Raw genomic sequence first — 25,968 nt, forward strand, 5'->3', positions numbered from 1 at the left:
TGCGCATTATTACCAGATCGTGAAGTCCGGCACAGGTGGTCGCGCGAGTATATTTTCTGCCTCCTAGGGCCACCCCCTCACTGGCGTGGCAACAGTTCGAAACGCGCCTCCTGCACGCTTTGCGAATCCAGCCCCAGCTGGACACGGAAGGCACCCGGCTCGCTGACATGACGCAGGCTGGCATCGAAGAAACGCAGCATGCTTTCGTCGATCTCGAAACTCAGCTCGCGAGTCTCGCCTGCCTCAAGCTTGACCCTGCGAAAATCCTTGAGTTCCTTCACCGGGCGGATCACCGAGGCGGCCTCGTCATGCAGGTACAGCTGCACGACGGTCGCGCCGGCACGCGGTCCGGCGTTCTTCAGGGTCACGCTGACGCGAATCCGCTCATCCGGCGTCATGCGCGGTGCCGAGAGTTTCGGCGCCGAGAGCTGGAAGTCGCTGTAGCTCAGGCCGTAGCCGAATGGATAGAGCGGGCCATTGGGCTCCTCGAAGTACTGCGAGGTGTAGTTGCCAGGCGTGCCGGGGGTGTACGGACGGCCCAGGCGCAGATGGTTGTAGTAGCTGGGGATCTGCCCGACCGAACGCGGGAAGGTGATCGGCAGCTTGCCCGCCGGGTTGTGCTCGCCGAACAGCACATCGGCGATGGCATTGCCGCCCTCGATGCCGCTGTACCAGGTTTCCAGCATGGCGTCGGCATTGTCCTTCTCCCAGGTCAGTGCCAGGGGGCGGCCGTTCATCAGCACCAGCACCAGCGGCTTGCCGGTGGCCTTGAGGGCGCGCAGCAAGGCCTGCTGGCTGTCGGGCAGGTCCAGGCGAGTACGGCTCGACGACTCGTGGGACATGCCACGCGCCTCGCCGACCGCGGCGACGATCACGTCCGCCTGGCGGGCGACCCTGACCGCCTCCTCCAGCATCGCCTGCGGCGTGCGCTTGTCCTGCACGATCTCCGGGCGGTCCCAGTTGAGCTGGTTGAGGTAGTCGATCACATGGGCATCGTCGGTGACGTTGGCACCCTGGGCGAACAGCAGCTTGCCCCGGCCCTGCAGCGCCGCCTGCATGCCCTTGCGCAGGGTCACCGCCTGCTCGGCGACGCCCACCGCCGACCAGCTGCCGAGCATGTCCACCGGCGAGTCGGCCAGCGGGCCGATCAGGGCCACGGTCTGCGTCTTCTTCAGCGGCAGGGTGTCGCCATGGTTTTCCAGCAGCACCAGGGCATCGCGCGCCATCGCCCGCGCATCGGCACGGTGCAGGCGGCTCTCGGCATTGACGTCGGCCGGGTCATCCTCGGCGCGACCGATACGGCGGAACGGGTCGTGGAACAGGCCAAGGTCGTACTTGGTGGCCAGGACATGGCTGACCGCCTCGTCCAGTACGCGCTGCGGCACCGCGCCGCTGCGCACCAGGCCCGGCAGTTCCTGGTCGTAGAGGGTGTCGGCCATGCTCATGCCCACGCCGGCGCTGATCGCCAGACGCGCCGCCTCGCGGCCATCGCTGGCCACGCCATGGCGCAGCAGCTCGGTGATCGCCCCGTGGTCGCTCAACGCCACGCCCTTGAACCCCCAGTCGCGGCGCAGCAGGTCGCGCAGCAACCAGCTGTTGGCCGAAGCGGGAACACCGTTGATGGCGTTGAGCGCGACCATCACCCCGCCTGCACCGGCATCGATGGCCGCCCGGTACGGCGGCAGGTAATCCTGGTACATGCGCATCGGGCTCATGTCGACCACGTTGTAGTCGCGCCCGCCCTCCACCGCGCCATACAGGGCGAAGTGCTTGACGCTGGCCATGATGCGCTGCGGATCGCTGGGGTCGCTGCCCTGATAGCCACGCACCATGGCAGCGGCAATGCGCGAGACCAGATAGGGGTCCTCGCCGAAGCCCTCCGAGGTGCGCCCCCAGCGCGGATCACGGGAGATATCGACGGTCGGCGCGAAGGTCATGTCGAGGCCGTCGGCACTGGCCTCGAACGCTGCGACCCGGGCGCTGTTCTCTATGGCCGGGATGTCCCAGCTCGACGCCAGGCCCAGACCGATGGGAAAGGTGGTGCGGTGGCCGTGGATGATGTCGTAGGCGAAGAACACCGGAATGCCCAGGCGGCTGCGCAGCGCCGCCTCCTGCATTGGCCGGTTCTCCGGGCGCACCACCGAGTTGAAGGTGGCGCCGATGCGCCCGGCCGCCATCTCCTCGCGGATGCGCTCGCGCGGCATGTCGCCGCCGATGCTGATCAGGCGCAGCTGACCGACCTTCTCTTCCAGGGTCATGCGGCTGACCAGGTCGGCGATGAAGGCGGGTTTGTCATCGATGGAGGGGGCGGCAGCCAGCAGGCCGGGGGTGATCAACAGGGAAGCGAGGGCGAACGAGCGCAGGTCAGTCATCGAGAAGGGCATCCGGGATGCGAATCATTGTTCGAGTGCTCGCCACGATACTCCGACTCGCCCTGCGCCGCCGCAGCCGCGCGCAAAAAACCTCGGCCCCTACTTCACGCGAGCAGCCAGGCAGTCGCAATCCGGGATGCGCCGCCACTTGCACGAACTTGCGCATTTTTCGCGCGGCGACTGGCGTTACCGGATGGCCGGTGTAGCATGGCGGCATCCGGGAGAAGCTGATGGCGACATTCGACAACCTGCAGGTGTTCCAGAGCATGAGCCGCTCGCCGCATGCGCGGCTGCACGCCATTGCCGAGCTGGGTGACGGCCTGGCGGTGGCGCACTGGAGCAACGCCCACGATGCGCGCGACTACCTCGCCCCCAGCCATCACACGCTGTCCTGCTACCTGGCCGGTGGCACCGGCACCTTCCGCCGCGAGCAACCAGGCAACCGCGGCGCGCCGGACCGCCTGTGCATCCTGCCCGCCGAGCACCAGTCGGCCTGGATCATCAACGGCGAAATCCAGCTCGCCCACCTCTATATCGAGCAGGAGCAGTTCGCCCTCGGCGCTGTCGCCCTGCTCGACCGTGAGCCGCGCAGCCTGCAGCTGGAAGAGGCGACCTTCCTCGAGGACGCCGAGCAGGCCGGGCGCTTTCGCCAGCTCTGCCGACTCGACTGGCAGGAGCCCGGCGAGCGCCTGCTGGCCAGCAGCCTGGCGCATGAGCTGCTCGACCATGCCCTGCTCAACCAGGTCGGCCTGCGCCAGGGCCTGCGCCTGAAGGGCGGCCTGGCACCGGCAGTGCGCCGGCGCGTGCGCGACTACATCGAGCAACACCTGGCCGAGCCACTGTCGCTGGATATCCTGGCCAGCCTCTGCAGCCTCTCCGAATACCATTTCGCCCGCATGTTCCAGAGCAGCTTCGGCCTGCCGCCGCACCGCTACGTGCTGGCCAGGCGCATGGCGCTGGCCTGCCATCTGCTGCGCCACACCCGCCAGAGCCTGGCGCAGGTGGCCATGACCTGCGGCTTTGCCAGCGCCAGCCATTTCAGCAATCGTTTCCGCCAGGCGCTGGGGGACACCCCCAGCCGCTATCGCCAGGCGTTCGAGCCAACCTGATCCGGCCAACGCAGGTTATAGTGCGGCACCGGACAGACAGGCACGCCGGTGGTGCCTGCGCGGGTGCACGACGAGGTCGCGATTGGTAACCAGACGACAGTTCAGCGAGGCGATGCAGGGCCAGAACGTGCGTTTCGTGGGCGACAAGCGCGAAACGATCCAGACTTCCTGCGTCGGCTTCATCCTGCTCGAGCACTTCTCCCTGCCCGCCTTCACCCAGGCGCTCGATACCCTGATCACCGCCAACCTGATCCAGAGCCAGGCCTTCGCCACGCGGACCTTCAGCCTCGACGGCGGTTCGGTGACCAGCGATCTGGGCCTGGTCATCTGCCCCGATGCACGTGCCAGCGGCGAAGGCCTGGCGGAGCTGGACCTGCTGGTGGTATGCGGCGGCCTGCGCACCGCGCTGCGCGACATGCCGGAACTGGGGCAACTGCTGAAACAGGCGCAACACAAGGGCATCGCCCTGTCCGGGCTGTGGAACGGCGCCTGGTTCCTGGCCCGCGCCGGCCAGCTCGACGGCTACCGCTGCACCATTCACCCGGAACACCGCGCCGCCCTGGCGGAAATCGCCAAGGACAGCCAGGTCACCAGCGAAAGCTACATCGTCGACCGTGACCGGCTCACCGCCGCCAGCCCGACCGGCGCCTTCAACATGGTGCTGGAGTGGATCAACCAGCTGTACGGCCGTCACCTGGCCGACGCCGTGGTGGATATCCTCGCGTTCGAGGAATCCCGCTACCGCCGCGCGCGGCCGGCGCTGCACGAGAAGATGAGCGAACCCCTGCGTGAAGTGATCAACCTGATGGCGAGCAACATCGAGGAGCCGCTGACGGTGGCCCAGCTCGCCCAGTACGCCGGCCGCTCGCCGCGCCAGATCGAACGGCTGTTCCAGGAGCAGCTCGGCACCACGCCCCTGCGCTACTACATGGAACTGCGCATCACCGAGAGCCGCCGCCTGCTGCAGCACTCCGAGCTGGCGATCGTGGATGTCGGTCTCGCCTGCGGCTTCGTCTCCCCCAGCCACTTCAGCAAGTGCTATGCCTCGTTCTTCGGCTATCCGCCGTCGAAGGAGCAGCGCCACGGCTGCGTCAAGGCCAGGAAGTAACGCGCGAACCGACCATGGGTGCCTGCGCAAGCACCCGCGCCTGTGCGAAAATCGGTCCCTTTGCATTCACGCGGCTGGCTCATGCGTCAAACCTTCGCCACTGTGGGGCTGTTCTGATGCCCCTCGACATCCATCATCTGCGCCAGGAAGACTGGCGTTCCGAGTTCGGCGCCGGCGACCTGCGCCGGGGCATCGCCTACGCCGAGGAAAAGCGCAGCAAGCTGCTCAGCCTCAGGGATCACAGCCTCCTGGCGAACTGCCGGGGCTCCGGCCAGACCTACCAGCAGCGCATCACCCTGCACCCCTACGGGCGCAAGTGGAGCGTGACCGGGCACTGCAGCTGCCCGGTCGGCTTCAACTGCAAGCACGTGGTCGCCGCCCTGCTCACCCTGGAAGCCGTGCAGAAGAGCGGCGCAGACCTGTCCGAGCTGATCGTGCCGAGCAAGGAAGTCGCCGAACAGCGCCTGGAGGGCATCAGCCCCGTCCCTGTGCTGACCCTGGGCAGCCACGTGCGCGTGCACTTCGATGCACGCAAGGGGCGCATGCTGGAGCAGACCCAGCACCGCGCCGCACTGGCCTTCGACTACGCCGGGCATCTGGCTTTCGGCAAGCCGGCCAAGGACCTGGTCAAGCGCCTCCAGGCCGACCTGAACCTGCGCGTCATCCGCGATGCGAACGCCGAGGCGCGGCTGCGCAAGCGCCTGGAACAGCTTGGCCTGCAGGTCGCCCTGCGGCAGAGCGACGCCCTGCCAGCCGATGCCGGCGAGCCGTTCGAGCTGGAGGGCGAGCGCGACTGGCTCGGCTTCGTGCAGAACCAGCTGCCGCAACTGCGCGCCGAAGGCTGGCAGATCCACATGCGCCCGGACTTCCAGTACAACCTGGCGGAAGTCGAGGACTGGTACGCCGAAGTCGAGGAAGACCCGCAGCAGAACTGGTTCGACCTGGAGCTCGGCATCGAGGTGGAAGGTCAGCGCCTGAGCCTGCTGCCGATCCTCCTGCAGGCGATTCGCCGCACGCCCTGGCTGCTGACGCCCGAAGCGCTGGCCCAGCGTGCCGACGAGGATCGCCTGCTGGTCAACCTGCCCCAGGGCGGCAAGCGCATCGCCCTGCCCTTCGCCCGCCTCAAGCCGCTGCTGGCGACGCTGGGTGAGCTGTACTTCCGCGATCCGGGCGAGGACCACCTGCCGCTGCGCCTGGGCCGTGCCGATGCCGCACGCCTGGCAGAACTGGCGCAGGGCCCGGCGCTGAACTGGCAGGGCGGTGACGAGCTGCGCGGCTTCGCCCAGCGCCTGCAACGACTGCAGGTCAGAGAAGTGGCCGCGCCTGCAGGCCTGCAGGCCGAACTGCGCGCCTATCAGCTAGAGGGGCTGAACTGGATGCAGACCCTCGCCGAACTGCGCGTGGGCGGTGTGCTGGCCGATGACATGGGCCTGGGCAAGACCCTGCAGACACTGGCCCATGTGCTCTGCGAAAAGCAGGCCGGACGTCTCGACAAGCCCGCGCTGATCGTCATGCCCACCAGCCTGATCCCCAACTGGCAGGACGAGGCGGCCCGCTTCACCCCGCAGTTGCGCGTGCTCGCCCTGCACGGCAACAAGCGCAAGGCGCTGTTCGAGGAGATCGCCGCGCACGACCTGATCCTCACCACCTACGCCCTGCTGCCGCGCGATCTCAAGGCGCTGAACCAGCAGTCTTATCGTCTGCTGATTCTCGACGAGGCGCAGAACATCAAGAACCCGCGCAGCAAGGCCGCCACTGCCGCTGCGCAGGTACAGGCCGACCTGCGCCTGTGCCTGACCGGCACGCCGCTGGAGAATCACCTGGGCGAGCTGTGGTCGCTGTTCCACTTCCTCATGCCCGGCTGGCTGGGCGACGCCAAGGCCTTCACCCGCGACTACCGCACGCCCATCGAGAAACGTGGCGATGCCCAGCGCCTGGCGCACCTGGGCGGGCGCATCCGCCCCTTCCTCCTGCGCCGCACCAAGGAGCAGGTGGCCAGCGAGCTGCCGCCGAAGACCGAGATCATCCAGTGGGTCGAGATGACCCAGCTGCAGCGCGACCGCTACGAAACCCTGCGCCTGGCCATGGACCAGAAGGTACGCGACGAGATTGCCCGCCAGGGCCTGGCACGCAGCCATATCGTCATCCTCGAAGCCCTGTTGCGCCTGCGCCAGAGCTGCTGTGACCTGCGCCTGCTCGGCGACGACGCGAGCGACCTGAGCGCCGCCGACTCGGGCAAGCTCAGCGCCCTGCTGGAAATGCTCGTGGAGCTGGTCGAAGAAGGCCGCCGCGTGCTGCTGTTCTCGCAGTTCACCTCGATGCTGGCGCTGATCGAGCAGGAGCTGCAGGCACGCAAGATCGCCTACGCCAAGCTGACCGGCAGCACCCAGGACCGACGTACACCAGTGCAACGCTTCCAGGCCGGCGAATTCCCGGTGTTCCTGATCAGCCTCAAGGCCGGCGGCAGCGGCCTGAACCTCACCGCAGCGGACACCGTGATCCATTTCGATCCCTGGTGGAACCCTGCCGCCGAAGCCCAGGCCAGCGACCGCGCCTACCGCATCGGCCAGGACAAGCCGGTGTTCGTTTACAAGCTGATCGCCCGTGGCAGCGTCGAGGAGAAGATCCAACACCTGCAGCAAGCCAAGGCCAGCCTGGCCGAGGGCGTGCTAGGCAGCGGTGGCCAGGGACAGTGGCAGCTGGACGAGGCGGACCTGGCCGCCCTGTTCGCCCCGCTGCAATAGCGCATGCGCCTCAGTCGGCCGCATCGTCGCGCTCCGCTTCGGCATCCTCGCGGTTGCGCACCTTGCCACGCGGCACCGGGCCGGCAGCCGCAGGGAAACGCGACGAGGCATAGCGCACCACCAGAATCGCCAGTGCCAGCAGGAGGATCGCCCCGGACACCATCACCACGCCCCAGCTTGGTTTGTGGGTGTGGGAAATGTCGGAGATCATCAGGCGCGTCAGCGCGGTGATCGCCACGTAGATCATGAAGCGGATCGGCATGTGGTTGGTCTTGAAGTAGATCCCAACCATGGCCGCCAGCTCCAGGTAGATGAACAGCAGCAGGATGTCATCGACCGTGATGTGGCCCTTCTCCAGCATGCCGATGAAGGCCATCACCCCGGCCCAGGCAGTGATCGCCCCGATGGCGAACAGCGCCAGATAATGGAACGCCTCCATCAGCAGGTTGCCCAGCGACTCCGCCAGACCGTGCATGTGTTCGCGCAAGCGCTCAGCCCAATTCATCCTTCAACTCCCCAGCAAACCCGGCACGACGTCCCGAACACCCACCGCGGGCATTCACAGGCCACCATCATGCAGGAAAAAGACCCACGCGAGGATGATGCGGCAATGTGACGCAAGGCCCGGCCAGAGCGGGCGGCTCGACGCTGAAAGCACAGGACAGGCTCGCCAAGACGGCCTCCGGCATCGCACACTGCGGCATCCCCACTCAACGAAGGATCTCCCCATGCGTCTTTTCTCGCTGAGCACCGCCTTGTCATCCGCCATGCTCGCCCTGGTCAGCCTGCCGTTGCAGGCAGCCGCACCGGCACCACAGAAGAGCCAGGTGCCGGGCTACTACCGCATGGCGCTCGGGGACTTCGAGGTCACGGCCCTGTACGACGGCTACACCGACCTGCCGGCCAGCCTGCTCAAGGGCATCGACGACAAGGACCTGCAGTCGTTGCTCGCGCGCATGTTCGTCGCATCCGAGAACGGCGTGCAGACCGCGGTCAACGCCTACCTGATCAATACCGGTGACAACCTGGTGCTGGTCGACACCGGCGCCGCCCAGTGCTTCGGCCCGACGCTGGGCGTGGTGCAGAACAACCTCAAGGCGTCCGGCTACCAGCCGGAACAGGTCGATACCGTGCTGCTCACCCACCTGCATCCGGACCATGCCTGCGGCCTGGTCAACGCCGACGGCAGCCCGGCCTACCCCAACGCGACCGTGGAAGTGCCCCAGGCGGAAGCCGACTTCTGGCTCGACGAGGCGACCATGGCCAAGGCCCCCGAAGGCATGCAGGGCATGTTCAAGCTGGCGCAGCAGGCCGTTGCGCCCTACGCCAGGATGAACAAGCTCAAGCCCTACGAAGCGCACGGCGAGCTGCTGCCCGGCGTCAGCCTGGTGGCCAGCCCCGGCCATACCCCCGGACATACGTCCTACCTGTTCCAGTCGGGCGGGCAGAGCCTGCTGGTATGGGGCGACATCGTGCACAACCATGCCGTGCAGTTCGCCAGGCCGGAGGTGGTCATCGAGTTCGACGTCGACAGCGCCAAGGCCCTGGAATCCCGCCAGCGCCTCCTCGCCGAAGCAGCCAGGGACAAGCTCTGGGTTGCCGGCGCGCACCTGCCCTTCCCCGGCCTAGGCCACGTACGCAAGGACACCCAGGGCTATGCCTGGGTACCCGCCGAATTCAGCCCGATCCGCAGCGACCGCTGAATTCCTGGCACTCGCTGCTGGCAAAACGGCAGCGAGTTCTTTATGCTTCGAGCACTGTACAAATAAACAGTTACCGATAGACACGCATGAAGGCAGATGAGGTGATGAATGGCCGTCGAAGTGGTGTACCGCAGCAGTCGCGACCCGGAGCGCTTGTTCATGGATAAGGCCGAAGCCGATCGTTACGACAAGATGCTCGAACTGGCCGAGCGCCTGACCGAGGTGCTGCACAAGGCAGTGCCGTCGCTGAACGAGGAGCAAGGCGAGGAAATCGGCATTTTCATGGCCAAGAACCGCGACGTGTTCGCCAAGGCCTTCAAGAACCAGCCGGATGCGCTCGACGAACTCGAGGCCGAAGCGGCAAGCGAATGACCAGCCCTGTAGGCCTCGCCGTGCTCGACGGTCGAGGCCTCGGGGTCATGCGCTGCCTGGCCGATACTGCGTCGCAGCCTGCTCCAGCCAGGCGGGCAGTTCACGGCGGCTGATGCCCTCGTACCGGGCACGGGCCAGTTGCTCCAGCATGTACTGGCGCTTGGGCTCGTCTCCCTCGGCGAAGGAAAGTGCCAGGTCGCGGTCACTCCACTGACGGATGCGGCGAAACAGCCACCAGTGAAAGTACAGGCCGGCCGCAGTAGTGACGACGATGATGAAATAGTCCATGGTGATTCCTCCTCCCCCACGCTAAACGAGCACGCGCACGACGCCAAGTGCAGCGTTGCCGCAGGCAAGGAGCCGGTTGATGATCCGCTGCAAACGGGTGTACCTGGAAGCCGAAACCTGCGACGGGCAGCGCGTGCTGATCGACCGCCTGTGGCCGAGAGGGCTGGCGAAGGATGCCCTGGCGTGCGACGCCTGGCTGCCCGATGTCGCGCCATCGACCGCCCTGCGCAAGGGCTTTGACCATCGCGCCCCTGCCTTCGCCGACTTTCGCGCAGCTTACCGCCACGAACTGGCCTGCCACCCCGAGCACTGGCAGCGCCTGCTGCACTGGGCGGCAGGCGGCACCCTGACGTTGCTCTACGCCGCACGCGATGAGGTGCACAACAACGCACGCGTGCTGGCGGAGTTCCTCGAGGAGGAGCTGCTGCGACGCGACACGCCGAGTTCGGCAGTGTGCTACCAGGGCGAGTTCGATGCGGGTTGACCACGCCGACCGCTCAGGCTAGCCTCTGGACCTCAACAACCGAGTCGCCCCATTTCCATGACCCTGCTCGCGCATCGCCCGAACGATCTCGCCAGCGCCGCCTACCGCGCCGCTGCCGATGGCTGTGCGCCGCCACCTGCCTGTCACGCCGGCACTCCCCCTCCGCCGGCAGCCGTCTAAGCGGGCTCACCCCGCACCTTCCCGCTCCGTCCTATCGGACTTGCCGAGCTGCGCCCGTGCGTACGGAGCTCACGCGGATTTATCGACAGGTGTTCCATCATGCGTTTCCCTTCGCCCCTTCTGTCCCGCTACGGCGCGACAGCCTTGTTCGTGCTGCTCTGGTCTGCCGGCGCCATATTCGCCCGCCTCGGCCTGGACCATGCGTCCCCGTTCGCCTTTCTCGTCCTGCGCTTCGCCCTGGCCTGCGTGGCCCTGGCGTTGCTCGCCTGCCATTCCGGCATCTGGTTGCCGCAACGCGGCCTGCGCTGCTCGACCGCCAGGGCCGGGCTGCTGATGATCGGCGGCTACAGCATCTGCTACATGCTGGCCCTGGCTGAGGGCATCACGCCTGGCGTACTGGCCACGGTGCTGGGCGTACAACCCATCCTGACCCTGATGCTGCTGGAGCGGCGCGCCTCCCCGCTGCGCGTGCTGGGTCTGCTGACGGCCCTCGGCGGCCTGACGATCGTCGTCAGCGACAGCCTGCTGTACAGCGCACTGCCGGTCAGCGGCATGCTGTTCGCCCTCGGCGCCCTGCTCTGCATCACCCTGGGCAGCATCGCCCAGAAGAACCTGCGGCAGAGCCCCATGCACGCACTGCCGCTGCAGTACGGCCTGTGCCTGCTGGCCAGCCTGCTGCTGTTGCCGAGCCAGGACTGGCGCGTGGAGTACGATGTCGGACTGTTGCTGCCACTGCTGTGGATGGGGCTGGTGATCTCGGTGGGCGCGCAGCTGCTGCTGTACCGCCTGATCCAGGCCGGCAACCTGGTCAACGTCACCAGCCTGTTCTATCTGGTGCCGGTCACCACCGGCGTGCTCGACTATGTGCTGCTGGGCAACCGGCTCTCGGCACATGCCCTGGTCGGCATGGCCGCGATCCTGCTGGGCCTGACGCTGGTCTTCCGCCTGGCCCCGCAGCGCGGCCAGGCGAGCGAATGCTAGCGTTCGTACAGCAGGTGCTCGGCCAACCGGTCGGCGACCCTGGCGGGCGAGCGCTTCTCTGCCTGAGCGTGGGCGTAGATGTCGGTCAGGCGCTGGCTGATCCGCGCCAGGTGGGCGGTGATGGCCGGCAACCCCTCGCCGCGGTGACGTAACGCCACGTAGATCAGGCCGCCGGCATTGAGCACGTAATCCGGCGCATAGAGGATGCCGCGAGCCTCCAGCTCGTCGGCGATCTCCGGGTTGGCCAGCTGATTGTTGGCTGCCCCGGCGACCGCGGCGCAGCGCAGGTGAGCGACGCTCTGCCGGTTCAGCACACCGCCAAGGCCACAGGGCGCGAGGATGTCGCAGGGCGTGGTCAGCAAGGCTTCGCTGGCGATCGGCTGGGCACCGAGCTGCTCGACGGCCAGCTGCACACGCCCGGCGTCCAGGTCGCTGACCAGCAGCTCGGCCCCCGCCGCATGCAACGCCTCGGCCAGGGCGAAGCCGACATTACCCAGCCCCTGCACGGCGATGCGCAACCCTTCCAGATCATCCCCACCCAGCCGTGCCTGGGCGGTGGCGCGGATACCGGCGAATACGCCCAGTGCCGTATGCGGCGACGGGTCGCCCGCACTGGAAGTGCTGGTCGCATGCCGGGTATGCAGGGCGATGCAATCCATGTCGGCGCTGGAAGTGCCACTGTCGACGGCGGTGATATAGCGTCCGTTCAGCGTTTCGATGAAGCGCCCGAAGGCTTCGAACAGCGCGGCCCGGCTGTCCAGGTGCGCCGGGCGGATGAGCACCGCCTTGCCGCCACCGTGGTCGATGCCGGCCAGCGCCGCCTTGTAGCTCATGCCCTGAGCCAGGCGGATGGCGTCGCGGATGGCGCTCTGCTCGTCGGGATAGGCCAGGTAGCGGCAGCCACCGAGCGCCGGCCCGAGTCGGGTACTGTGAATGGCGATAACGGCCTTGAGGCCACTGACGGGATCGTCAGCCAGATGCAGGGCCTCGAGGCGGGCGGCTTCCATCATGCTGAACATGGGCGAGCTCCCGGTCTGACTTCAGGCCACAGTATAGGTGAGGGCAACTGGACGAGCGTTCGACCAGGGGCTACAAGAGCAGAAGCCACCGGAGAATGCGATGAGCCCACGCCAAGCCTGCCTGCAGTGCCTGCAACGCGACCCGCTTGCCCTGTTCGAGGCAGCGCTGTGGATCGCCGCCGAACATGACGAACAGTTGCAGCCGGCGAACCTGCTCGCCGACCTGCACGGACTGCAGCTGCAGGTCAGCGCCGGACTGCCGGCCCTGCCCGCGCGCGAGCTGGCCCAGCCGCTGCTGCGCCGGCTCGCCGAACTCGACTACCAGGAAGACGACGAAAGCGTGACACGCCCACGCCATGCCCTGCTCCACGAGGTGCTGCGCCGCCGCCGTGGCCAGCCACTGTCGCTGGCGCTGATCGCCCTGGAGCTGGCACGACGCCTGGACATTCCGCTGCAGGGGGTGAATTTTCCCGGCCATTTCATGCTGCGCGTGCCGGGCGCCGACCACCTGCTCGACCCTTGTGGCGGCCGCCGCCTGTACACCCGTGACTGTCGCGAGCAGCTGTATCGTCAGCAGGGTGCGGGGGTCGAACTCAGCGCCGTGCACCTGCAGACCGCCGATGCAGCGGCCATGCTGCAGCGCCTGTCACGCAACCTGCGGCAGCTGCACCTGCAGCATGACGAGCCCATGGCCGCGCTGAAGGATGCCGAGCGCGTGCTCCAGCTCGGCCCGCCGAACCTCGCCGACCACCTGGCCCGTGCGGACGTCTACCAGCAGCTCGATTGCCCGCAGGGCGAACGCTACGACCTGGAGCGTGCCCTGCTGTTCTGTGAGGAGGAAGGCCTGCGCCTGCAGCTGAGCCAGCGCCTGCGTAATCTGCAGAGAGCACCTGCGGTGCACTGAAACGAGTGATCTTCAGGCCGATGCCGGCAGGCCATGAAAGCTGAAGTAGTAGCGTAGCGCCTCGATCATCTCGACATACTCGGCGGGGGGCGCGACCAGCGCGAAGCCGGAGTCATAGCAGCCCGGCGTGACATCCTCGCGGCACCACTGGCAGGTGGCGGAGACGTCGATGAAGCGCACACCTTGCTGACCGGGAATCTTCAGGCGCATGTCGAAACGCGCACCGACCAGCAGCGGCAGCTGGCTGATCAGCATCAGGCCGTCCAGGGAGACATTGCCGATGGAGCCCATCGGCTTGTCGGTGATGCGATTGAACACCTTCAGGTAGTAGGGCAACTGATGGCGTTCGATTCGACGCTGGCTGCGCATGGTGGCGAATCGCTACAAAGGGTCTTGAGTATGGCCCGCCCCCGGCCACTAGGCCAGCCCTAGCCGCAACGTTCGGCGATGCGATCGCGCAGCTGGCGACGAGCGGTATCCGTCTCTTCATCACTGTAGTAAATGCGCTCGCCATTGGCATCGGTGCGGTAGTAGGAGAAACCTTCCGGGATCTGTGCCAGGCGGCGCTGTAAATCACGGCATTCGCTGGCCCGTTCCTGGCGCTGGTTGGCCGCTGCGGCGGCAGCCTGCTGCTGCTCGTCGCGCCGGGCGTCGTAGAAGCGCTGGCTACGCGCCTCACGCTCGCGCGTCTGCGCGTCGCGCTCGACGACCTGCGGCTTCACCTCGACCCTCTCGGCGCCCGCGACGGGGCGCTGGCCGAAGTGCACCTGGCCCTGCTCATCGGTCCAGCGATAGATCTCCGCCGTGGCCAGGGCCGGTAGCAGAGCAGCGATCAACAGCAAGCGGCGCATGGCCATCCTCCAGAGGTACATGCGCCAGCTTATACCGCGCGGCAGCTCGACGAAATGACCCGCGACCGATGGCTCACAGCGCCGCCGGGCTGGCCTTGGCGGGCGCGGCCGGATTGTAGTGGCCAAGCTGCTCGAGCGTCTGCAGGCGTGCACGGGCACGGTAGGCATACTCGCTGGCCGGGTAGCGGCCGATGATGAACTGGTAGGTCTGCGCCGCGTCGACGAACAGGCTCTCGCGCTCCAGGCACTGCCCGCGCAGCAGGGAGATTTCCGGCTGCAGGTAGGTGCGCGAACGACTCTTGCGCTCGGCCTGTGACAGTTCGAGTTCGACGCGCGAGCAGTCACCCTCATGGTACGCGCGGTAGGCGTTGTTCAGGTGGTGGTCGAGCGACACACGGGTGCAGCCGGCGGCCAGCAGCGCCACGGCCAGGATGATCAGGGTTCGCATGGGTAATTCCTCCGATGTGCAGTGTATCGACAGGCGCCGGAAAAACTGAACAGCGACAAACCTCCGATGGGTTTTGCCGCCATCGCCTTGGCGCTGCCCAGCGCCCTGACTAGACTGCGCGACATCGGCCCGTTCCGGCCAAGGAGCCTGCATGCTGTTCGTTCGCCTGATTTCCCTCGCCGTCGGCGCCTGCCTGCTGAGTGCCTGCGCACCGACCACCCCGCTGTTCATCGCCCAGGTCACCACCAACGAGGTGGTCGAGTACAAGGCCCTGAAGACCAAGCGCATGACAGCGGCCATCGAGGACGAAGGCGACCTGCTGACCTACAGCGCCCTGGCCATTCGCGACGCCCATAGCGACAAGGCCGAAGCACTGTATCTGGAGGGCTACCGTGACCGCCAGCTGAGTGACGAGGTACGCGCCATCGCCCTGTACCAGATCGGTCTGATCTACATGAACCGCTTCAACGAGCAGCGCGACGACGCCAAGGCCCTCAATTACTTCTACCGGGTGCTCAACGAATTTCCCGCCAGCCAGGCGGCCAATCGCGCCGAGCAGCGTATCGAGACGATCCGCCAGCGCGAGGACGCGCCTATCCAGCAGACATCGCGCGAGCTGCTGGCGCACTGGCAGCCCAGCCAGAACCTCGACCTGTACAAGCCCAGCCTCGATCCGGACATGACCCTGCTGTCGCGCCGCGCCGTGCTCAAGGGCCGGGTCGACGAGGCCGAGCAACTCTACATGCTGGGCCTGGCGGACCCGCACGTCCCCGCCGACATCAAGGAGAAGGCGCTGTACCAGCTGGCCCTGATGCACATGGCGCCGGACAACCCGGCCGCCAACCGGGACAAGGCCATCGCCTACCTGCGTCGCCTGCTGGTGCAGTTCCCCGAAGGCGAGCTGAACGCCAAGGCCGCCCGCCACCTCGACCTGGCCCTGAATCCGGGCGCGCGCTGACCCACATCAATGCCGTTCGCCGCGCCAGGGTCTGTAATGTCAGGACACCCAGGCCGAGGACGCTGCCATGAAACTGCAAAGACTGCTGGTCGTCATCGACACCGAACACGCAGAACAGCCCGCCCTGCTGCGCGCCGCCGAGCTGGCCCGGCAGACCGGGGCCGAGTTGCACCTGCTGCAGGTCGACTACCACCCGAAACTCGACGGCGGCCTGCTCGACGGCCACCTGTTCCAGCGCATCCGCGACACCCTCGTGCAGCAGCGCCATGCCGACCTGCTGGCCAGCGTCGCCCACCTGAGTCGGGAAGGCCTCAAGATCGAGGTGGACGTGCGCTGGAGCAAACACCGCCATGAGGAGATCCTCGCCCGCGTCGCCGTGCTGCAACCGGACATCCTGTTCACCTCGGCACACCCTGGCAACGCCCTGCGCCGCCTGCTGTTCGGCGATGCCAGCTGGCAGCTGATCCGCCGCTGCCCGGTGCCGTTGTGGCTGGTGCACGACGCCGCGCCGCGAGGCAGCAACCTGTGCGTCGCGCTCGACCCTCTGCACAGCGCCGACAAGCCCGCCGCCCTCGACCATCAGTTGATCGCCACCAGCCAGGCACTGCAGGCCCGGCTGGGCCTGGACGCCCACTATCTGCATGCCCAGGCCCCGCTGCCGCGTTCGCTGATGTTCGACGCCGAAGTAGCGCAGGAATATGAAGACTACGTGACCCAGTGCCATCACGAGCATCGCCAGGCGTTCGATGCACTGATCGCTCGGCACGCCATCGACCCCGGGCACGCCCACCTGCTGGACGGTTTCGCCGAAGAGGTCATCCCGCAGTTCGTGCGCGAGCACAATATCGGTCTGCTGCTGATGGGCGCCATCGCCCGTGGGCATTTGGACAGCCTGCTGATCGGTCACACGGCGGAACGGGTGCTGGAGCGGGTCGAATGCGACTTGCTGGTGATCAAGCCGGCAGGCAAAGGGTAGTGCACAGGAACAATGACTACAGCCTGGCGCCGTAGTAGCCTCCCCGACATCGTTCACTAGGGAGTTCGTGCATGACCTTTCGCCGCACCAAAATCGTCGCCACCCTGGGCCCGGCCAGCAGCTCGCCGGAAGTGCTGGAGCAACTGATCATCGCCGGCCTCGACGTGGCCCGCCTGAACTTCTCCCACGGCACGCCGGATGACCACAAGGCGCGCGCTGCCCTGGTCCGTGAACTGGCGGCCAAGCACGGTCGTCACGTCGCCCTGCTCGGCGACCTGCAAGGGCCGAAGATCCGCATCGCCAAGTTCGAGAACAAGCGTATCGAACTGAAGGATGGCGACCTGTTCCGCCTGTCCTCCAGCCACTCGCGCACCGCCGGCAACCAAGACGTGGTCGGTATCGACTACCCGGCGCTGATCCAGGACTGCGACGTCGGTGACGACCTGCTGCTCGATGACGGTCGCGTGGTCATGCGCGTCGAACTCAAGGGTGCCGACGAACTGCACTGCCGCGTGCTGATCGGCGGCCCGCTGTCCGACAACAAGGGCATCAACCGCCGTGGCGGCGGCCTCACCGCCCCTGCCCTGACCGACAAGGACAAGGCCGACATCAAGGTCGCCGCCGAAATGGAGCTGGACTACCTGGCCGTGTCCTTCCCGCGTGACGCTGCCGACATGGAATACGCCCGTCGCCTGCTGAGCGAAGCCGGCGGCAGCGCCTGGCTGGTGGCCAAGATCGAGCGCGCCGAAGCGGTGGCCGACGACGAAGCCCTCGACGGCCTGATCCGCGCCAGTGACGCGGTGATGGTGGCCCGTGGCGACCTCGCCGTGGAAATCGGCGACGCCGAACTGGTCGGCATCCAGAAGAAGATCATCGCCCACGCCCGTCGCCTGAACAAAGCGGTGATCACCGCCACGCAGATGATGGAGTCGATGATCCACAGCCCGATGCCGACCCGCGCCGAAGTGTCCGACGTGGCCAACGCCGCGCTGGACTACACCGATGCGGTGATGCTGTCGGCCGAGAGCGCCGCCGGCGAATACCCGGTGGAAGCCGTGCAGGCCATGGCCCGCGTCTGCCTGGGTGCCGAGAAGCACCCCACCAGCCAGAAATCCAGCCACCGCCTGGGCCGTACCTTCGAGCGCTGCGACGAGAGCGTGGCCCTGGCGACCATGTACACCGCCAACCACTTCCCCGGCGTCAAGGCCATCATCAGCCTGACCGAGAGCGGCTACAGCCCGCTGATCATGTCGCGCATCCGCTCGCACATCCCGATCTTCGCCTTCACCCCGCACCGCGACACCCAGGCTCGCGTGGCGCTGTTCCGCGGCGTCTACACCGTGCCGTTCGACCCCGCCTCGCTGCCGGCCAACAAGGTCAGCCAGGCCGCCGTGGACGAGCTGCTCAAGCGTGGCGTGGTGGAACCGGGCGACTGGGTCATCCTGACCAAGGGCGACAGCTACCATGGCACTGGCGGCACCAACACCATGAAGATCCTCCACGTCGGCGATCAGATGGTGTGACCCGCAGCTGAACCGGAAAGGCCGCTCATCGAGCGGCCTTTTTCATGCCTGTTCGGCAAACTCCAGCGTCAGCCGCAGCATGTCCCGCAGCTGGATGCCTTCCTCGTGGATCGGCTGCGGGTAATGGCGCACGAAGAAATCACGGTCGATGGCCGTGACGCGAAAACCCTGGCGCTGATAGAACGCCAGCTGGTAGCCGAAGCTGCCGGTTCCGACCTCCAGCGCACGGGCGCCGCAATCGCGCACGGCATCGATCACCGCCCGCAGCAATCGACTGCCGACACCACTGCGCTGCTGGCGTGCGCAGACAGCGATGCTCATCAGCTCCGCCACCCCGTGCACAGGCCGGGTAACCGCGCAGGCACCCAGTATCTGCTCGTTCTGCACGGCGATGAAGCAACGGCAGCCGGGCAGATAGGCGCGCACCTTGCTTTCGTTCGGGTCGGCCAGCAACAGCAGTTCGAGCGGCACCTGCTCCGGGGCTGCTTCGCGGATCACCAGGTCTGTCATGTACGCGTCCTCAAGGCGGGTCGATCACGGCGCATGCCGTACGGTCGACCATTCTCGGGAAGCCGGCGCGTCGACGCCAGGGGCAAGCAGGGCCGGTGCTCCGGCCAGGGGCCTCAGGCGAACCGGGAGAAATCCGGCTTTCTGCGTTGCATGAATGCCGACAGCGCCTCGATGGCCTCGGGCGAACGCAGGCGCTGGCCGAACAGTGCGCCCTCCTCCTCGATCACCTTGCGCAGCTCTTCGCGCCCCGGTGCACGCATCAGGCGCTTGCTGTCGGCGACTGCCGAAGGGGCCAGATCGAGAAAACGCAGCGCCGCCTCATGCGCCGCACGCAGGGTCGCCGCGCCACCGTCGAGCGCCTGATTGGCAATGCCCCAGGCGGCCGCCTGCTCCCCGCTGAAGCCCTGGCCAAGCAGCAGCAGCTCGGCCGCCCGCGCATGGCCCAGCAGGCGCGGCAGGATCAGGCTGGAGCCATACTCGGGGCACAGCCCAAGGTTGACGAAGGGCATCTTCAACTGCGCATCGCCACTGACGTAGACCAGGTCGCAATGTAGCAACAGGGTGGTGCCGATGCCGACCGCAGGCCCGGCCACGGCGGCGACCACCGGCTTGCTGAAATCGAACAGGGCGCGCATGAACTGGAAGACTTCGCTGTTCAGACCGGTGGGCGGCGCCTGGATGAAATCGGCGACGTCGTTGCCACTGGTGAAGCAGGTCTCGCCACCGGTCAGCAGCACCACGCGCACGCTGGCGTCGCGCTCGGCTGCGTCCAGCACCTCGGCCATGCCGGCGTACATGGCGCGGGTCAGGGCATTCTTCTTGTCCGGGCGCTGCATGCGCAGGGTCAACAGACCGCCATCACGTTCGATATGCAGATGTTCGTTCATGCAATGCTCCGGGGCCTTGGCTGGCGTGCTGCAGGCCGGAGGCGGCGGCGTACACGTCAGGCGCGGGGTAGGAAGACGTCGGCAAGCATCTGGCTGCGCGGCAGACCGGCCATGTAGAGGCGCCGCGAGAAGCTTTCGACCGTCTCAGGATGGCCGCAGAGTAAGGCGAGGGTCTGCCGCGAAACAAGGCGCAGTTCGGCCAAAGCAGCCGGCAACTGCGCCGCCGTCACCAGGCTGACCTGCAGATTCGCATGCTGTTGCGCCAGTGCCTGCAACTCGTCAGCCAGGTAGTGTTCGGCCGCCTCGTGCGCCACGTGCAGCAGGCGGATAGCCCCCTGGTGCTGCTCGCGCAGCGCCTCTCGCAACACGCCGTACAACGGCGCCAGCCCGGTGCCGGCGGCCAGCAGCCAGAGTGGCCGTGCCTGCCAGTCGGCATCGTAGTGCAGCGCCCCGCCACGCAGCTCCCCCAGCCTCAGGCCATCGCCGAGTTGCAGCCGACGGGCTGCGTCGCAGAAGGCGCCAGACAGGCGGCAGTCGATGTGGAACTCCAGCCAGTCGTCCTCGCCGGGCACGCTGGCCAGCGAATAGGGACGCGCCACCCCTTGCTCGGTCCAGAGCACCAGGTGTTGGCCGGGGCGATAGCGCAGCGGCCTGGCCGGTTCGAGGCGCAGGCGCAGGACCTGCGGGCTCGGCCAGTCGAGCGCAACGACCCTGGCCGCCAGACCATCGCGCTGCGGATCGAAGGGCTCCACCTCGAGATCGCCCACCACCTGGCACTGGCAGGCCAGGCGCCAGCCCTGCGCACGCTTGTCCGAGGCCAGCGCCTCCGGCCGACGATCCAGCGGTTCCCCGCTCAGGCAACGCACCATGCAGGCATGGCAACTGCCCGCGCGGCAGCTGTAGGGCACCGCCACACCGCCACCGAGCAGCGCGTCGAGAAGATTGCTCTGGCCAGCGACCTGCAACTGCCGATCCCCCACGCGCAGCTCAGGCACCCGCACGCTCCCAGCTGGCATCGCAACGGTTGCGGCCACCGCGCTTGGCCTGGTAGAGCGCCTGGTCGGCGCGCTGCAGGGCTTCATCGAGTTCGTCCCCGGCGAGCAGCAGGGTCATGCCGGCGGAAAGGCTCAGGTTGTCGACCACCACGCCAACCGGCTCGGCGCTGGCGAAGGCCTCGCGCAGACGCTCGCAGCAGGCCGTGAACTGATCGGCATCGGTATTGGGCAACAACAGGACGAACTCCTCACCGCCGTAGCGGGCAATGACATCACCATCACGCAGACAGGCGCGGGCGACTGCGGCGAAGGTCTGCAGAACCCGGTCACCGGCAGCGTGACCGTGAGCATCGTTGATTCGCTTGAAATGGTCCAGATCGATCAGCGCCAGGCCATGCTGCCGTCCGGGCCCCATGTTCTCCAGCTCGCGTGCGGCCAGGCGCAGGAAATGCCGGCGGTTGAACAGCCCGGTGAGTTCGTCGGTGGCCACCAGGTCCTCCAGCTGCCGCATCATCCCGCGCAGGGTGTCCTGGTGCGCCTGCAGGGCAAAACGACGCTGACGCACCCGCTTGCGCATCGCCTGCACGTAGCTGGAGAACAGGCATAGCCAGACCAGCAGGATGAACAGCACCCAGACCTGCAGCCAGGCCATGCTCGGGTCCACCAGCAGCATGCGGTAGGCCTCGATCAGCACCATCGCGGTGAAGCCGAAGAAGGCGAACAGCGCGCAGCGCACGAACACCCGGGGCGGCAACTGGAACACACCGAACAGCAGGATCAGCACGTAGAAGACCATGAGGACGCCACGCGCAGTGTCGAAGAAGGCCAGTACCGGTGGCTGCCAGGCCAGCGCCACCAGCACCTGAGCCTCGGTCAGGCTGGGGTCGTCGAAACGCAGGTTGCGCCCGGACAGAAACAGCCAGAGAAACACCAGCTGGCTGCCCATGACGCCCAGGGTCAGCCAGGCCGCGGTCGATACGGAACCGATGAAGAGGCCGTTGAACACGGCAAACCAACAGACGAGCGCCATCATCACGTACGTGCTGAAGGCCATGGCGAAGCGTTTGAGCAACAGGCTCTGCAGGCTGCGCTGCGTTCCCCGAGGAGTGCTTGGGCTCATGGGCTCCGTCCCATAATGGCATATCGCCTTACTCTACCCCTGTGATCACAAAAATCCTAGGCCGCTGACAAGCACCCGCCGCCTTTGCCATCGACCTTCGGCGGCTGTGCCGGTCGCGGCCGTCGCGGTATACTGCCGCGCCTTTTCGGGGCACCTCGAAAAAACACCGCGCTGCGCGCGCAGGACTGCCGCCGTGCAGAACACGCCGGCGAGGTGTTTTTTGAGATGCCCTTTTCGCCGTCGCGCCGGGTCATGACCCGGCGCGTGCTCATAGATGTTCCCTGATAGAGGAGCGCCCCAATGACCGTGATCAAGCAGGACGACCTGATCCAGAGCGTCGCCGACGCGCTGCAGTTCATCTCCTATTACCACCCCGTTGACTTCATCCAGGCCATGCACGAGGCCTACCTGAAGGAAGAGTCGCCGGCCGCCAAGGACTCCATGGCGCAGATCCTGATCAACTCGCGCATGTGCGCCACTGGTCACCGCCCGATCTGCCAGGACACCGGTATCGTCACCGTGTTCGTCAAGGTCGGCATGGACGTGCGCTGGGACGGCGCCACCATGAGCGTCGACGACATGATCAACGAAGGCGTGCGTCGCGCCTACAACCTGCCGGAAAACGTCCTGCGCGCTTCGATCCTGGCCGACCCGGCAGGTAGCAGGAAGAACACCAAGGACAACACCCCGGCGGTCATCCACTACTCGCTGGTCCCCGGTGACAAGGTGGAAGTGGACGTCGCGGCCAAGGGCGGCGGCTCCGAGAACAAGTCGAAGATGGCCATGCTCAACCCGTCCGACTCCATCGTCGACTGGGTCCTGAAGACCGTGCCGACCATGGGCGCCGGCTGGTGCCCACCGGGCATGCTCGGCATCGGCATCGGCGGCACCGCCGAGAAAGCCGCGGTCATGGCCAAGGAAGTGCTGATGGAGCACATCGACATCCATGAACTGCAGGCCCGCGGCCCGCAGAACCGCATCGAAGAGCTGCGCCTGGAGCTGTTCGAGAAGGTCAACCAGCTAGGCATCGGCGCCCAGGGCCTGGGCGGCCTGACCACCGTGCTCGACGTCAAGATCATGGACTACCCGACCCACGCCGCCAGCCTGCCGGTGTGCATGATCCCCAACTGCGCCGCCACCCGTCACGCCCACTTCGTGCTCGACGGTTCCGGCCCTGCCGAGCTGGAAGCGCCGGATCTGGACGCCTACCCGGAAATCGTCTGGGAAGCCGGCCCGAGCGCACGCCGCGTCAACCTCGACGAGATCACCCCGGAAGACGTGCAGAGCTGGAAGCCGGGCGAGACCATCCTGCTCAACGGCAAGATGCTCACCGGCCGCGACGCCGCGCACAAGCGCATGGTCGACATGCTGAACAAGGGCGAAACGCTGCCGGTGGACCTGAAAGGCCGCTTCATCTACTACGTCGGCCCGGTCGATCCGGTCGGTGACGAAGTGGTGGGCCCGGCAGGTCCGACGACCGCTACACGCATGGACAAGTTCACCCGTCAGATCCTCGAGCAGACCGGCCTGCTGGGCATGATCGGCAAGTCCGAGCGCGGTCCGATCGCCATCGACGCGATCAAGGACAACAAGGCCGTGTACCTGATGGCTGTCGGTGGTGCCGCTTACCTCGTGGCCCAGGCGATCAAGAAGTCCAAGGTGCTGGCCTTCCCCGAACTGGGGATGGAAGCCATCTACGAGTTCGAGGTCAAGGACATGCCGGTCACCGTCGCCGTCGATACCAACGGCGAGTCGGTGCACATCACCGGCCCGGCGATCTGGAACAAGAAGATCGCTGAAAGCCTGGCGGTGGAAGTGAAGTAAGGCAGCCGCAAGCGATACGCTGCAAGCTGCAAGGAGAAGCCCGGCCCCGTGCCGGGCTTCTGCGTTTTCAGGCGTCCCGTAGCAGTTGCCGGCCGCGCGCCAGGTAACTGTCCATCTCCGCCACCGGCACCATGCTGCCGCCGGTGGCCCAGACCAGGTGAGTCGCCCGGGCCATGCGCTGCGGCGTGAGGCCCATGCGCTGGCGATAGCCCTGCCGTTCATCCAGCACGCGCAGCGGCCCCGGCATGCCAGCCAGGGCGGAAGGTTCCAGGCGCTGCCCCTCGGTCTCCTCCAGCAGCGCCAGGTAGCGGAACAGCTGATCGTCGCTGACCGTGTAATAGCCGTCGATCAGGCGCTGCATCGCACGTCCGACGAAACCGGACGGCCTGCCGACCGCCAGGCCATCGGCCGCCGTACGGTTGTCGATAGCGAAATCCTGCACCGCCAGTTCGTCATGCCGGCCGCTGTAGACGCCCAGCAGCATGCACGGAGAATGCGTCGGCTCGGCGAACAGGCAGTGCACCGCATCGCCAAACGCCAGCTTCAGGCCGAAGGCCACGCCGCCCGGCCCTCCACCGACGCCGCACGGCAGGTAGACGAACAAGGGATGCTCGGCATCGACCACGACGCTGGCGGCCGCCAGCTGCTGCTTGAGGCGCTCACCGGCCACGGCGTAGCCGAGGAACAGGTGCCTGGAGTTCTCGTCGTCGACGAAGTGGCAACGCGGGTCGCCCTCGGCCTGGCGCCGCCCCTGCTCCACGGCGACGCTGTAGTCGCTGGCGTACTCGACCACGCTCACGCCATGGGCACGCAGCTTGTCCTTCTTCCATTGCCGGGCATCGGCGGACATGTGCACCGTGGCCTGGAAGCCCAGCCGCGCGCTGATGATGCCGATCGACAGGCCGAGATTGCCGGTGGAGCCGACCGCCACCTGGTAACCGCCGAAAAAGGCGCGCAGCTCGTCACTGTCGAGACAGGCGTAATCGTCGTCGAGACCGAGCAGCCCGGCGCCCAGGGCCAGTTCCTCGGCGTGCTTGAGCACCTCGTAGATGCCGCCACGGGCCTTGATCGAGCCGGAGATCGGCAAATGACTGTCACGCTTGAGCCACAGCGCACCGACGTCGCCGCCGCCCTGCTCGCTCAGCCACGCCTGCATGCGCGGCAGGGCGAGGATGTCCGACTCGATGATGCCGCCACTGCCTGCCGTCTGCGGAAACACCCGCGCCAGATAAGGGGCGAAGCGCTGCAGCCGTGCGCTGGCGTCGGCCACATCGGCAGCGCTCAAGCCGACGTCGGCCAGTGCCTGCGCGACAGGCGCCACGCCCGGATTGAACCAGCTGGTTTCGTGCAGCGCGATCAACTCGTCGAGCAGCGGGTATTCCGCGCACCATTGGGCGAGCGACTTGCCAAGGATCATCGGGCACTCCTCATCGAGGGCAGAGAACAGCCGGCATTAGACGACGGCCGAGCCGATCTGGCAAAGGCCGCTGAACGACCTGCAGAACGGCTGCGCGGCCTGCACGAGGTCTTCGCCCGCGAGGTGCTACCGGAGACTCTCGCCATGCCGACGCGCGCCAACCCCGCCGGCAAGGCGGCCGAGGATTCGCTCTAGCGCGCCGCGCTGCCGAAGCGGCGCCGGTAGTCGCCCGGCGCCACGCCCACCAGGCGGGTGAACACCTTGCGAAACGCCCCCGCATCGCGATAACCCACCTGCCAGGCTACCTGGTCGATGCTCTGGCGGGTGAACTCCAGCAACTCGCGCGCCCTGGTCACGCGCACCTGCTGGCAATACTCGGTGGGTTTCAGGCCCGTGGCGGCACGAAAGCGCCGCAGGAACGTACGCTCGCCCAGGCCCGCGCGCTCAGCCATGCCGCTCAGGCTGGCATCGGCCATGGCCTGGCCCTGCAGCCAGTGCTGGACGTTCAATACCGCCGCGTCGCCATGATCGAAACTGGGCACGAAGCTGCTGAACTGGCGCTGCGATTCACGGTTCAGGTCCACCACCAGATAGCGCGCGGTTTCCGCGGCGATGGTCGGCCCCAGCAGGCGCGTCACCAGCGCCAGTCCCAGGTCGGTCCAGGCCATCAACCCGCCGGCGGTGACCAGGTCGCCATCGTCGACCACCATGCGCTCGGGCAGCACCCGCACCTTGGGGTATCGCTGCGCCAACTCTCCCGCCAGCGCCCAGTGGGTGGTCACCGTGCGGCCGTCGAGCAGGCCGGCGGCAGCCAGGGGAAAGGCGCCGGCGCAGACCGACGCCAGGGTCACGCCCGAGCCGTGCAGGCGCGCCAGCCAGTCGCGGTAGACGCTGTGCAGCACGTAGCCGGCAGCGGCATCCAGGCAGGGTGGCAGCACCACCACTTGCGGCGCGCCGTCGGCCTGCGGCTGGCTGTCGAACACCCGCCGGACCTGGCCATCGTCATCCGCCTGCCAGTGACTGACCCGCAAGCGGCCCAGCCCTTCGCGTTCCGGGCTGGCCGCCATGCGGTTGGCCACCGCGAACAGGTCGCCCAGCCCGTACACCGCCGCCAGTTGCACGCCGGGATACAGCAACAACCCGATTTCCAGGCAGCGCCCGCTCATTGTCAGTTTCTCCCCGCAAATTGTCGGCC

At 67.0% G+C, this 25,968-nt stretch carries 25 protein-coding genes; 12 read left to right on the forward strand and 13 right to left on the reverse strand.

The genetic code is table 11. From position 1 onward, the window contains the following. Nucleotides 1-77: 77 nt before the first annotated feature. Nucleotides 78-2,372, reverse strand: a complete 2,295-nt coding sequence (gene bglX / locus EPK82_RS12330; protein ID WP_394346200.1) for a beta-glucosidase BglX — start codon at nt 2,370-2,372, stop codon at nt 78-80. A gap of 230 nt (nt 2,373-2,602) precedes the next feature. Here bglX and EPK82_RS12335 point away from each other — a divergent pair, with 230 nt between their 5' ends. The 3 genes from EPK82_RS12335 (at nt 2,603) to EPK82_RS12345 (ending at nt 7,333) form a co-directional block, all read left to right on the forward strand. Further along, the gene (locus tag EPK82_RS12335) at nt 2,603-3,481 is read left to right on the forward strand and encodes a helix-turn-helix domain-containing protein (RefSeq protein ID WP_134676751.1); all 879 of its coding nucleotides are present in this window, start codon (nt 2,603-2,605) and stop codon (nt 3,479-3,481) included. Between the two features lie 112 nt (nt 3,482-3,593). After that, nucleotides 3,594-4,589: a GlxA family transcriptional regulator gene (locus tag EPK82_RS12340; protein WP_208651132.1), complete on the forward strand. Its 996-nt coding sequence runs from the start codon at nt 3,594-3,596 to the stop codon at nt 4,587-4,589. Nucleotides 4,590-4,705: 116 nt separating this feature from the next. Beyond that, nucleotides 4,706-7,333 (forward strand): DEAD/DEAH box helicase, encoded by a 2,628-nt coding sequence (locus EPK82_RS12345; RefSeq protein ID WP_134676753.1) that lies wholly within the window; start codon nt 4,706-4,708, stop codon nt 7,331-7,333. Between the two features lie 10 nt (nt 7,334-7,343). Here EPK82_RS12345 and EPK82_RS12350 read toward each other — a convergent pair whose 3' ends face one another. Further along, on the reverse strand, nt 7,344-7,838 hold the full coding sequence (locus EPK82_RS12350; protein ID WP_037048030.1) for a phosphate-starvation-inducible protein PsiE: 495 nt from the start codon (nt 7,836-7,838) through the stop codon (nt 7,344-7,346). Between the two features lie 223 nt (nt 7,839-8,061). Between EPK82_RS12350 and EPK82_RS12355 the strand changes: the two genes are divergently transcribed. Both EPK82_RS12355 and EPK82_RS12360 read left to right on the forward strand, forming a co-directional pair. Beyond that, entirely contained in the window at nt 8,062-9,036 is a 975-nt protein-coding gene (locus tag EPK82_RS12355; RefSeq protein WP_134676754.1) for an MBL fold metallo-hydrolase, read from the forward strand. A 108-nt stretch (nt 9,037-9,144) separates the two neighbouring features. Beyond that, nucleotides 9,145-9,408 (forward strand): YebG family protein, encoded by a 264-nt coding sequence (locus tag EPK82_RS12360; RefSeq protein WP_037048038.1) that lies wholly within the window; start codon nt 9,145-9,147, stop codon nt 9,406-9,408. A gap of 45 nt (nt 9,409-9,453) precedes the next feature. On the opposite strand, the gene EPK82_RS12365 is transcribed toward EPK82_RS12360, so the two are convergent. Beyond that, entirely contained in the window at nt 9,454-9,696 is a 243-nt protein-coding gene (locus EPK82_RS12365; protein WP_134676755.1) for a hypothetical protein, read from the reverse strand. A gap of 79 nt (nt 9,697-9,775) precedes the next feature. Here EPK82_RS12365 and EPK82_RS12370 point away from each other — a divergent pair, with 79 nt between their 5' ends. After that, entirely contained in the window at nt 9,776-10,180 is a 405-nt protein-coding gene (locus tag EPK82_RS12370) for a DUF488 domain-containing protein (protein WP_134676756.1), read from the forward strand. A gap of 279 nt (nt 10,181-10,459) precedes the next feature. Further along, a complete protein-coding gene (locus EPK82_RS12375) occupies nt 10,460-11,341 on the forward strand; it encodes a DMT family transporter (RefSeq protein WP_134676757.1) in 882 nt (293 codons plus the stop codon). On the opposite strand, the gene EPK82_RS12380 is transcribed toward EPK82_RS12375, so the two are convergent. Next, nucleotides 11,338-12,360, reverse strand: coding sequence for a Leu/Phe/Val dehydrogenase (locus EPK82_RS12380; RefSeq protein WP_134676758.1), 1,023 nt, complete (start codon nt 12,358-12,360; stop codon nt 11,338-11,340). The genes EPK82_RS12375 and EPK82_RS12380 overlap by 4 nt on opposite strands. 100 nt (nt 12,361-12,460) lie before the next feature. On the opposite strand from EPK82_RS12380, the gene EPK82_RS12385 reads away from it, so the two are divergent. Further along, nucleotides 12,461-13,264 carry a SirB1 family protein gene (locus EPK82_RS12385; RefSeq protein ID WP_134676759.1) on the forward strand — a complete coding sequence of 268 codons (804 nt, stop codon included), beginning with the start codon at nt 12,461-12,463 and terminating at the stop codon, nt 13,262-13,264. Nucleotides 13,265-13,276: 12 nt separating this feature from the next. On the opposite strand, the gene EPK82_RS12390 is transcribed toward EPK82_RS12385, so the two are convergent. The 3 genes from EPK82_RS12390 to EPK82_RS12400 all read right to left on the reverse strand — a co-directional run bounded on the left by EPK82_RS12390 (nt 13,277) and on the right by EPK82_RS12400 (nt 14,563). After that, entirely contained in the window at nt 13,277-13,633 is a 357-nt protein-coding gene (locus EPK82_RS12390; RefSeq protein ID WP_037048051.1) for a PilZ domain-containing protein, read from the reverse strand. Nucleotides 13,634-13,692: 59 nt separating this feature from the next. Further along, nucleotides 13,693-14,115, reverse strand: a complete 423-nt coding sequence (locus EPK82_RS12395) for a DUF4124 domain-containing protein (protein WP_037048055.1) — start codon at nt 14,113-14,115, stop codon at nt 13,693-13,695. Nucleotides 14,116-14,188: 73 nt separating this feature from the next. Next, nucleotides 14,189-14,563: a tetratricopeptide repeat protein gene (locus tag EPK82_RS12400; RefSeq protein WP_037048058.1), complete on the reverse strand. Its 375-nt coding sequence runs from the start codon at nt 14,561-14,563 to the stop codon at nt 14,189-14,191. A 151-nt stretch (nt 14,564-14,714) separates the two neighbouring features. On the opposite strand from EPK82_RS12400, the gene EPK82_RS12405 reads away from it, so the two are divergent. From EPK82_RS12405 to pyk, 3 genes are all read left to right on the forward strand, one after another. Beyond that, on the forward strand, nt 14,715-15,521 hold the full coding sequence (locus EPK82_RS12405) for a tetratricopeptide repeat protein (protein WP_037048063.1): 807 nt from the start codon (nt 14,715-14,717) through the stop codon (nt 15,519-15,521). A 67-nt stretch (nt 15,522-15,588) separates the two neighbouring features. Then, on the forward strand, nt 15,589-16,497 hold the full coding sequence (locus tag EPK82_RS12410; RefSeq protein ID WP_134676760.1) for a universal stress protein: 909 nt from the start codon (nt 15,589-15,591) through the stop codon (nt 16,495-16,497). A gap of 71 nt (nt 16,498-16,568) precedes the next feature. Beyond that, a complete protein-coding gene (pyk, locus tag EPK82_RS12415) occupies nt 16,569-18,020 on the forward strand; it encodes a pyruvate kinase (RefSeq protein ID WP_047592946.1) in 1,452 nt (483 codons plus the stop codon). 42 nt (nt 18,021-18,062) lie between these two features. Here pyk and EPK82_RS12420 read toward each other — a convergent pair whose 3' ends face one another. The 4 genes from EPK82_RS12420 to EPK82_RS12435 form a co-directional block, all read right to left on the reverse strand. After that, on the reverse strand, nt 18,063-18,530 hold the full coding sequence (locus EPK82_RS12420) for a GNAT family N-acetyltransferase (protein ID WP_134676761.1): 468 nt from the start codon (nt 18,528-18,530) through the stop codon (nt 18,063-18,065). 113 nt (nt 18,531-18,643) lie between these two features. Further along, nucleotides 18,644-19,417, reverse strand: coding sequence for an enoyl-CoA hydratase (locus EPK82_RS12425; protein ID WP_037048071.1), 774 nt, complete (start codon nt 19,415-19,417; stop codon nt 18,644-18,646). A 56-nt stretch (nt 19,418-19,473) separates the two neighbouring features. Beyond that, a complete protein-coding gene (locus tag EPK82_RS12430; protein WP_134676762.1) occupies nt 19,474-20,412 on the reverse strand; it encodes an iron-sulfur-binding ferredoxin reductase in 939 nt (312 codons plus the stop codon). Then, on the reverse strand, nt 20,405-21,532 hold the full coding sequence (locus EPK82_RS12435; protein ID WP_037048075.1) for a GGDEF domain-containing protein: 1,128 nt from the start codon (nt 21,530-21,532) through the stop codon (nt 20,405-20,407). The genes EPK82_RS12430 and EPK82_RS12435 overlap by 8 nt, the downstream gene beginning before the upstream one ends. A 300-nt stretch (nt 21,533-21,832) precedes the next feature. Here EPK82_RS12435 and EPK82_RS12440 point away from each other — a divergent pair, with 300 nt between their 5' ends. Beyond that, the gene (locus tag EPK82_RS12440) at nt 21,833-23,356 is read left to right on the forward strand and encodes a fumarate hydratase (protein WP_037048077.1); all 1,524 of its coding nucleotides are present in this window, start codon (nt 21,833-21,835) and stop codon (nt 23,354-23,356) included. A gap of 67 nt (nt 23,357-23,423) precedes the next feature. Here the strand turns inward: EPK82_RS12440 and dsdA are convergent, their stop codons facing one another. Both dsdA and EPK82_RS12455 read right to left on the reverse strand, forming a co-directional pair. Further along, nucleotides 23,424-24,773: a D-serine ammonia-lyase gene (gene dsdA / locus EPK82_RS12445; protein ID WP_134676763.1), complete on the reverse strand. Its 1,350-nt coding sequence runs from the start codon at nt 24,771-24,773 to the stop codon at nt 23,424-23,426. Nucleotides 24,774-24,964: 191 nt separating this feature from the next. After that, entirely contained in the window at nt 24,965-25,939 is a 975-nt protein-coding gene (locus EPK82_RS12455; protein WP_134676764.1) for a GlxA family transcriptional regulator, read from the reverse strand. Nucleotides 25,940-25,968: the final 29 nt, after the last annotated feature.

Origin of the sequence: Ectopseudomonas khazarica (assembly GCF_004521985.1) — a bacterium.
GTDB classification, from domain to species: Bacteria; Pseudomonadota; Gammaproteobacteria; order Pseudomonadales; family Pseudomonadaceae; genus Aquipseudomonas; species Aquipseudomonas khazarica.

Excerpts from the sequence above, each read along its gene's own strand:
- bglX (WP_394346200.1), bottom strand. The coding sequence starts at position 2,372 with ATGACTGACCTGCGCTCGTTCGCCCTCGCTTCCCTGTTGATCACCCCC.
- EPK82_RS12335 (WP_134676751.1), top strand. The coding sequence starts at position 2,603 with ATGGCGACATTCGACAACCTGCAGGTGTTCCAGAGCATGAGCCGCTCG.
- EPK82_RS12340 (WP_208651132.1), top strand. The coding sequence starts at position 3,594 with ATGCAGGGCCAGAACGTGCGTTTCGTGGGCGACAAGCGCGAAACGATC.
- EPK82_RS12345 (WP_134676753.1), top strand. The coding sequence starts at position 4,706 with ATGCCCCTCGACATCCATCATCTGCGCCAGGAAGACTGGCGTTCCGAG.
- EPK82_RS12350 (WP_037048030.1), bottom strand. The coding sequence starts at position 7,838 with ATGAATTGGGCTGAGCGCTTGCGCGAACACATGCACGGTCTGGCGGAG.
- EPK82_RS12355 (WP_134676754.1), top strand. The coding sequence starts at position 8,062 with ATGCGTCTTTTCTCGCTGAGCACCGCCTTGTCATCCGCCATGCTCGCC.
- EPK82_RS12360 (WP_037048038.1), top strand. The coding sequence starts at position 9,145 with ATGGCCGTCGAAGTGGTGTACCGCAGCAGTCGCGACCCGGAGCGCTTG.
- EPK82_RS12365 (WP_134676755.1), bottom strand. The coding sequence starts at position 9,696 with ATGGACTATTTCATCATCGTCGTCACTACTGCGGCCGGCCTGTACTTT.
- EPK82_RS12370 (WP_134676756.1), top strand. The coding sequence starts at position 9,776 with ATGATCCGCTGCAAACGGGTGTACCTGGAAGCCGAAACCTGCGACGGG.
- EPK82_RS12375 (WP_134676757.1), top strand. The coding sequence starts at position 10,460 with ATGCGTTTCCCTTCGCCCCTTCTGTCCCGCTACGGCGCGACAGCCTTG.
- EPK82_RS12380 (WP_134676758.1), bottom strand. The coding sequence starts at position 12,360 with ATGTTCAGCATGATGGAAGCCGCCCGCCTCGAGGCCCTGCATCTGGCT.
- EPK82_RS12385 (WP_134676759.1), top strand. The coding sequence starts at position 12,461 with ATGAGCCCACGCCAAGCCTGCCTGCAGTGCCTGCAACGCGACCCGCTT.
- EPK82_RS12390 (WP_037048051.1), bottom strand. The coding sequence starts at position 13,633 with ATGCGCAGCCAGCGTCGAATCGAACGCCATCAGTTGCCCTACTACCTG.
- EPK82_RS12395 (WP_037048055.1), bottom strand. The coding sequence starts at position 14,115 with ATGCGCCGCTTGCTGTTGATCGCTGCTCTGCTACCGGCCCTGGCCACG.
- EPK82_RS12400 (WP_037048058.1), bottom strand. The coding sequence starts at position 14,563 with ATGCGAACCCTGATCATCCTGGCCGTGGCGCTGCTGGCCGCCGGCTGC.
- EPK82_RS12405 (WP_037048063.1), top strand. The coding sequence starts at position 14,715 with ATGCTGTTCGTTCGCCTGATTTCCCTCGCCGTCGGCGCCTGCCTGCTG.
- EPK82_RS12410 (WP_134676760.1), top strand. The coding sequence starts at position 15,589 with ATGAAACTGCAAAGACTGCTGGTCGTCATCGACACCGAACACGCAGAA.
- pyk (WP_047592946.1), top strand. The coding sequence starts at position 16,569 with ATGACCTTTCGCCGCACCAAAATCGTCGCCACCCTGGGCCCGGCCAGC.
- EPK82_RS12420 (WP_134676761.1), bottom strand. The coding sequence starts at position 18,530 with ATGACAGACCTGGTGATCCGCGAAGCAGCCCCGGAGCAGGTGCCGCTC.
- EPK82_RS12425 (WP_037048071.1), bottom strand. The coding sequence starts at position 19,417 with ATGAACGAACATCTGCATATCGAACGTGATGGCGGTCTGTTGACCCTG.
- EPK82_RS12435 (WP_037048075.1), bottom strand. The coding sequence starts at position 21,532 with ATGAGCCCAAGCACTCCTCGGGGAACGCAGCGCAGCCTGCAGAGCCTG.
- EPK82_RS12440 (WP_037048077.1), top strand. The coding sequence starts at position 21,833 with ATGACCGTGATCAAGCAGGACGACCTGATCCAGAGCGTCGCCGACGCG.
- dsdA (WP_134676763.1), bottom strand. The coding sequence starts at position 24,773 with ATGATCCTTGGCAAGTCGCTCGCCCAATGGTGCGCGGAATACCCGCTG.
- EPK82_RS12455 (WP_134676764.1), bottom strand. The coding sequence starts at position 25,939 with ATGAGCGGGCGCTGCCTGGAAATCGGGTTGTTGCTGTATCCCGGCGTG.